This window comes from Rothia sp. P7181, assembly GCF_048513015.1.
GTDB lineage: Bacteria > Actinomycetota > Actinomycetes > Actinomycetales > Micrococcaceae > Rothia.
The window spans coordinates 21,556-28,056 of the sequence record NZ_JBLXXZ010000016.1; the positions used below are offsets into that span (position 1 = coordinate 21,556).

Annotated in this window: 6 protein-coding genes; 4 read left to right on the forward strand and 2 right to left on the reverse strand. The window is 39.4% G+C overall.

What is annotated here, in order from left to right; genetic code table 11:
• Positions 1–82: 82 nt before the first annotated feature.
• The 3 genes from ACN08Z_RS07720 (at position 83) to ACN08Z_RS07730 (ending at position 3,551) form a co-directional block, all read left to right on the forward strand.
• Positions 83–646 carry a hypothetical protein gene (locus tag ACN08Z_RS07720; RefSeq protein ID WP_419103949.1) on the forward strand — a complete coding sequence of 188 codons (564 nt, stop codon included), beginning with the start codon at positions 83–85 and terminating at the stop codon, positions 644–646.
• Between the two features lie 1,130 nt (positions 647–1,776).
• Positions 1,777–2,886 (forward strand): hypothetical protein, encoded by a 1,110-nt coding sequence (locus ACN08Z_RS07725; protein WP_419103950.1) that lies wholly within the window; start codon positions 1,777–1,779, stop codon positions 2,884–2,886.
• Positions 2,883–3,551: an ABC transporter ATP-binding protein gene (locus ACN08Z_RS07730; protein ID WP_419103951.1), complete on the forward strand. Its 669-nt coding sequence runs from the start codon at positions 2,883–2,885 to the stop codon at positions 3,549–3,551. Before ACN08Z_RS07725 ends, ACN08Z_RS07730 begins: the two co-directional genes overlap by 4 nt.
• A gap of 68 nt (positions 3,552–3,619) precedes the next feature.
• On the opposite strand, the gene ACN08Z_RS07735 is transcribed toward ACN08Z_RS07730, so the two are convergent.
• Positions 3,620–4,564: a hypothetical protein gene (locus ACN08Z_RS07735; protein WP_419103952.1), complete on the reverse strand. Its 945-nt coding sequence runs from the start codon at positions 4,562–4,564 to the stop codon at positions 3,620–3,622.
• Positions 4,554–5,306: a DUF6318 family protein gene (locus ACN08Z_RS07740; protein ID WP_419103953.1), complete on the reverse strand. Its 753-nt coding sequence runs from the start codon at positions 5,304–5,306 to the stop codon at positions 4,554–4,556. Before ACN08Z_RS07740 ends, ACN08Z_RS07735 begins: the two co-directional genes overlap by 11 nt.
• Before the next feature lie 373 nt (positions 5,307–5,679).
• Here ACN08Z_RS07740 and ACN08Z_RS07745 point away from each other — a divergent pair, with 373 nt between their 5' ends.
• The gene (locus ACN08Z_RS07745; protein WP_419103954.1) at positions 5,680–6,447 is read left to right on the forward strand and encodes a trypsin-like serine protease; all 768 of its coding nucleotides are present in this window, start codon (positions 5,680–5,682) and stop codon (positions 6,445–6,447) included.
• Positions 6,448–6,501: the final 54 nt, after the last annotated feature.

Genomic DNA, 6,501 nt, shown 5'->3' on the forward strand with positions numbered 1-6,501 from the left:
AAGCGTTGTTCTACTTGTATAGAGCAACGGTTACCGGATGAGATGAAATCATTGTTTTCTTCACCGATAAAGGACCCATAAAATGTTAACGACACCGTCACATACTCAACGAACCGATGTATCACAACGAACGCTCATCCCTGTAAGTCTCCGTATTATCTTAGGGCTGGTGTATACCGCTTCTATCCTTATTGCTGTAGAGAATTTGCTCGTTACGCAACTTAATTCTTTTGGCGGGTCACAGGTTTTATCGCCGAGTGCAACTATGGTTTTCTTGCGTGTTATCACTGCTGGATGGGCTCTTTTACTGACTCTTTTCCAAGGTGTAGCGTTGAGTATTCTTTTTACGGTTTCAACGGGCCTTCCCCGCTCAAGAATTGGCGAAAGCTGGGCGTATATTTTAGTAGCGCAGATGCCATTTTCACTCGCAGTATTCACACTATTTGTTCTGGGCAAAACTGACACTCTACCAATGGCTTATGGGCCGTATGTTCAACAGCTATCGGGAGTGATAACAGCGATTGTTTTTGCGATTTTTGCTTCACGAGGGAAGCAGGTTGTGTATCCGAGACTCGTTGCATTTATTGTGCTAACAATCGCGGCTAATTCTGCAATACTCTTGCTAACAAGTCAGATACACGCATAAGGCATCATCTAGCACTGTCTAAAAGTTGAGCAAGCTAGATTAGAAGGCTTATCTGTTCTGCCGTCCTGTCTATGCTTCATGGTAGACACCGTGCGGGTATAGGCGAACCATATTTTAGTCAGGACGCTAAGCTTAATAGTTAGGTAGTAAGCCATGTCCTCAAGATTCTATTGAGCCAAGATTATGGTGATTACAAACTATAGTTTTTCAGAACATCAGTGCCCTGATAACGGAGATGTTGAGGAGAGGTTGCGACTGTTTGTCAGAAGATAATGCTTAAATTAAATCTTCGTCATGATATTTAGCCATCTAGTATTCTCCTTCTATCACTGAGGCAACAAGGTCTTTTGCTTTGGGTTGCGGGTGTATAGCGATATATCTTCTATACTCTTTACTTATCTAAGAATTCGGATAGGATAGTAAAAATATCTTTAAAATTGACCAACTAATCGTGACAATGGTGATGGTTAGTTGGCTGTAATTAGGGTGGCTGGTTCTAGCTGGTTACGAAGGAGTAAACACTATGAATAGCTTCAGCTATTGCCATAAGCCTATTTGGAGTAAGCAGTGTCAGATTTTTTGTCAAAATCATTTTTAAGAACAAATAATCGCATTGAATTATTTTTATTATACTTTTCTTTATTCTCTTTTCTAATACTATTACTATTTGTTGAACGAATATCAGCGGACTCTGATATTTTAATGAGATATTTTAGATACGTTATAGAATATAGAACGATTTTAATGCTAACACTGTCAACGACAGCGCTATTATTTCATTATCGACTGTTAGTTACAGCTAGAGTCGAGGTTGATTGTCGAGTATTAGTTGGAGACACTTTGAGGAGTATAAAGGTTAGATACTTTATTGAATTCTTCTCTATTCTGACGTTATGCTTTATTTTATCTACTATATTTAGCCTGGCATTTAGGTTTTCGCTACTTGAAAACATATACTTATTTATAAGCTTATCTGTATACATAATACTTTCTTCATATCTATTGAGGAAAAAATGAGAATTACATATTTTTTCTTTAGGAAACTTTTCCTTAGTAGACCTATTTTTACTTTAATGACGATTATATTAATATTTATATCTAATTATCTTATTTTTTCCGCTTCAAGATCAGTGCAGTCTACCCTTGAAGGATATGCAGAAGTAGAAAAAATTAGCAAAGAATCAACTTTTATTGAAAATTTAGACCCAGAATCTACGGTCAACTTCACTAAAGCATCCAAAGATTCAATGAATGATATCTATCAGTTTATTAATAAAAACTATGAATACGCATTTTTTACCGACGGTCTTATAACAGAATTAACAAACAGTCATGCCATCGAAGTGCCTGCAGTATATATTAATAATAATTACAGCAAAATCAATGCTTTTCCCTTGAGTGACGGAAACCCCATTTCTTTTGATTACCAATTAGGTGCACAAAACACAATAGTTCCCATACTAGTTGGTTTTGGACTAGCAGAAGAATACCCAGTAGGCACACAGCTTTATTTTTATGACCCAGCGCTAGGAAAGAACATTACAGCTGAAGTATCCGGAGTCTTAGAGGCGGATATTTCTCATTCCAACTATTATGCACTAGATTTTAAACAATATTATAATTTCTCAGTTATTATACCTGTCAATGAGTCGTATCTTAACGAGTCTGAATTTCAATTTAAGATAAACGGTTTAATGAATTTAATTCTTTTAAATACAGATGAACAGAAAGCCTCTCAATTAGGTAGGTATATTAACGAAAAAATTGACGCCAAGTTTAACTACTATAACCAAAAAGACAACACTGAATTTTATAATAATTATTTTTTCTCATCGATGAAGATTCTCATAGGAGTAATTACATTTATTTCTATTCTTATTCTAGGTGTAGCAATTTGGATCTCTACATCCACAGTAAAGATAAAAGTTCGAGATTTTACGATTAATATCCTACTAGGATTAAGTTACAATAAGCTTAAAAAAATATTTTATATATACTATACTGCAATATCATCGATAAGTCTTTTTATAGTTTTTTGTTTAACTTTATATTTAAGATACGATTTTTGGATAGGTAAAAAATCTTATCTTGTTACGTACGGATTTTTAGGTTTACTCACGATGGATTGGATTGGTATACTTTCAGCATTTATTTTTAATATTTTACTGATAATAATAGTCACAAATATTACCATGTGGAAAATACAGAAAATCCCTATTTCCATAGGAGTTATAGAATGAACAATATATTAGATTTATATCTGGATGAGAAAGTTTATTGTGCTAAAAGCCAAAAAATAACTCTTCTTCAAAATTTTTCCCTCGCTGTTGAGCAAGGAGAAAAAATTGCTGTTATTGGAGAGTCCGGCTCAGGGAAAAGCACGTTACTCAACATATTGGGCCTTATCGACACCTCATACTCTGGCACTTATACACTATTCGGGAAATCTACGCAAAAACTTTCTGATAGAGAGTTAGCAAAGTTAAGAAATAAAAATATTGGATTTGCTTTACAAGAATCAGCTCTCATTACTTCTTTAAGTGTTGAGGATAATATAAAACTTCCACTCATATATTCTCAAAGCCGAGGGCAAAAAGAACAGCAAAGATTTGAAGATATTACCGGAGCACTTGGAATATCCAATATCCTCACGAAAAAGCCTCTTGAATGTTCCGGAGGTGAAAGAGCTCGAGCAGCTTTCGCTAGAGCGATTATTATGAGCCCACAGGTTATTTTGGCTGATGAACCCACTGCTTCACTAGATGACAAGAATAAATCAAAGATTATCGATTTATTATTTGGAGCAGCTCATGATTTTGGGGCCTCAATCATAACAGTAACTCACGATAATATTTTTGCTCAACAGCATGATCGTGTCATCCAGCTAGAAAGAAAAGAATACTAACGTTCTAACTTTTGCTCTTTTCTTTACTAGAAAAAGAGAGGTGAAATACGACTTCTTGTCATCAAGTTTTATCGATCTACGAGACCAGAACGCACAGACCATATAGCGACATCGGCGGAGCCTTGTACAACGTTCACACCAGAAACAGGTAGCCATACCCCACCATCTCCAACGGAGTACTCCCCCGAATACACAACAGAAACATTCACCTGCACATTACCGGTAGAAGAATACTGATGACTTGTTGGTGTTTGCTCATCCCATACTCCATCACCTAAAACTTTCCCAGGTGAGCTAAGCACACCTGAGGATGCACCATCACCATAATCAAATACATAGCCCACGGGCACGGCACGAACTTTTATAGGAAACCCAAGAACCTCCACGTCAAAATCTTGAGGGTGAGCTTTGACCATAAAGTTTGTATGGTAGTTCACCAAAGTATCAGCGCCCGGTTCAACAACAATCTCGGGCGCGTCAAGAACTAATCGTTCAAAATCTTCACCAGAAAACACCGGAAATTCAATGACGTCAGAGTCCAGCTCGGCTTCGGTATTATCAGCACCAGATGGGTCTGGTGCGCCTCCTGCTGGGCGAGAACCACGAGACGGGCACCATGTTTTACCAGTATCTGACCAACCATTGCCAGAAGAAGATTGAACCCGATGCGCAACATCATCAGCAAAAAGCCCGCAACGAGGAGGCACACAACGTTTCTTACCATCACAATAGCGAACAAGACGATACTCTATCTGCGGACCAGCGTATGAAATCGCACTCTGCCCACCCGACGAATTAGCGATAATGGGAATACCGGTAGGAGTGATATACGCATTCGGAGGAGCTTGAGGATGAGCCTTTCGGCGAGACTTTTCTGATGACGATACTTGAAATTTTATGTCTACATTACTCTTATAAGCTTTTGCTTCATATTCGATTTCCTGAGAATACGAGGGAGATATATTTATTAGTAAACAGAAAAAACCAAATAGAATACCTATTTTATTCCGCATAGTTGATTCCTTCTACCCCAATCAGCTGTCCAAATACCCAGCCCTCATCATAATAAAGACCGATAACACCGGGTTTACCTCGAAATATATCGCCACTATCGCTGGCACAGTAATCAACATTTTTACAATATTTAGATTCACTAACAGAGGGGCGAACCAAAAAACGATAAAAGCCATCCTCGCCCAAAACAAAATCGTTATCCTCAAAATCAACTTTCATGGTAAGCCCAACTAACCATTCCCGATCGCTATACCATCGCCGAAGATCCCGATAAAAATCCTGCTCATAATCATTATCCGGCGCAGTAATACGAGAAATATCATCCACATCCCCCGTACTCGAAGCATAATTACGCAAATCAACCCAATACCGAATAAACGCCTCAGCACCTTCTAAAGTCTCTTCACGAGCAGACTCAGGAAAAACAGGCTTCGGCACATTAAACGCACGATGCTTTACAGAAGCCGCAACATACTCACCAGCATCAACTTTCTTTTGTTCCTCTACCGTCAGACCAGACTCGTTAACATCATCAGGTGATGTAGAAGCATTTTCGGATTCTGACGTAGATGAAGTACCAGCTGACGAAGAAGCTGACGGGCTAACACTTGCCGTCATGGAAGCTGAAGGCGAGTTCATCTTATCTTTTTCAGATACCGGTTCTTGAGCAGAGCATCCGCATAGTAGGGAACTGATACATAGCACTACGCTAGAACGAAGCAACCAGCTTTTAAACGACATAAGAGCACCTGTTTCATAAGGGAGTTAGTAGTCTAAGTTCAAAGACAAACTTAATTTTTCATTAAACCTACAATGAGAAGAGTGTATTGGAAAGAAGGTTATGGCTATCTGTGGATATATGACAGGTCAGTGGCAGTGCAGAACTTTTTTCTTCGTCATTATATTCGCGGTTTAGCGCGCTAAAAGTACCATTAGTGAATAATGTATACCCTTATGGGGACAGAGTTTTTTGTTCTGGCGTTTTATGATGTTCCCTATCAACGACAACGCATATTTGGTTGTGCGTATCACAATTATTTGCGGTTTAGGTTACGCCTCAACGTCGAGGGGAAGACCGCACTATGCGTGTCAATGAAGAAGATAGGAATATGTTATGGCTAGGTTCAAGAAATTACGTTTCCTTGCGGCAGCTGCGCTGAGTACTGTTCTCGTGGCGCCGGTAGCAGCACCTGCTCATGCAGTAGTTGGAGGGTTCAATTCTAATCAGAGCGCAACTGTTCGGTTATGGGCTTATGGTTATAAAGCACCAGACTTATTGTGTAGCGGTAGCCATATTGGTAATGGGTGGGTTCTTACAGCAAAACATTGTGTGGATGATATTGGTGTCAACACATGGTCAAGTCGTGTTGTTTGGGGAAATCCTCGTATTAACTGGAATCTTCCAGAGAATCAGTACACCGGCCCAAATTCTGGTATCGACCGAATCGTCACCCATCCAGATGAAAATAAGGATATGGCGTTGGTGCATGTACCAGGTTTAGCCAAAGCTCGTGTGGCAACTTATCGTTTGCGTGATGGTGGCACTGCAGAAGATCTTAAAAATGCTCGTTGCACGGCGTATGGTTACGGCTTGTGGGAGGACAACATTGATGCTGAGAGTTCTTATGCTCAACGTCAGCGAGGTTTGAAGATGAAGATTCGTTATGCGAGTACTTCTATTAAGAACTCTAATTCAGCGCAGCTTCGTGGTTATAACGACCGCGGTGGCTTCCTCGTAACAGGTGATTCTGGAGGGTCTCTTGTGTGCAACGGAGTGCTTTCTGGTGTAACTGTTGCTTATTGGCCTAAATCAAAGTCTAATTCGTTTATGTCTATTTCTGCTCCTGAGCGTGACTGGATTTATCGTACGACTGGTATTTAGTTGTTTCTGATATTAAACGGGTGGGGCGCCCACCAGACTTTTGTTTTGGGCGCC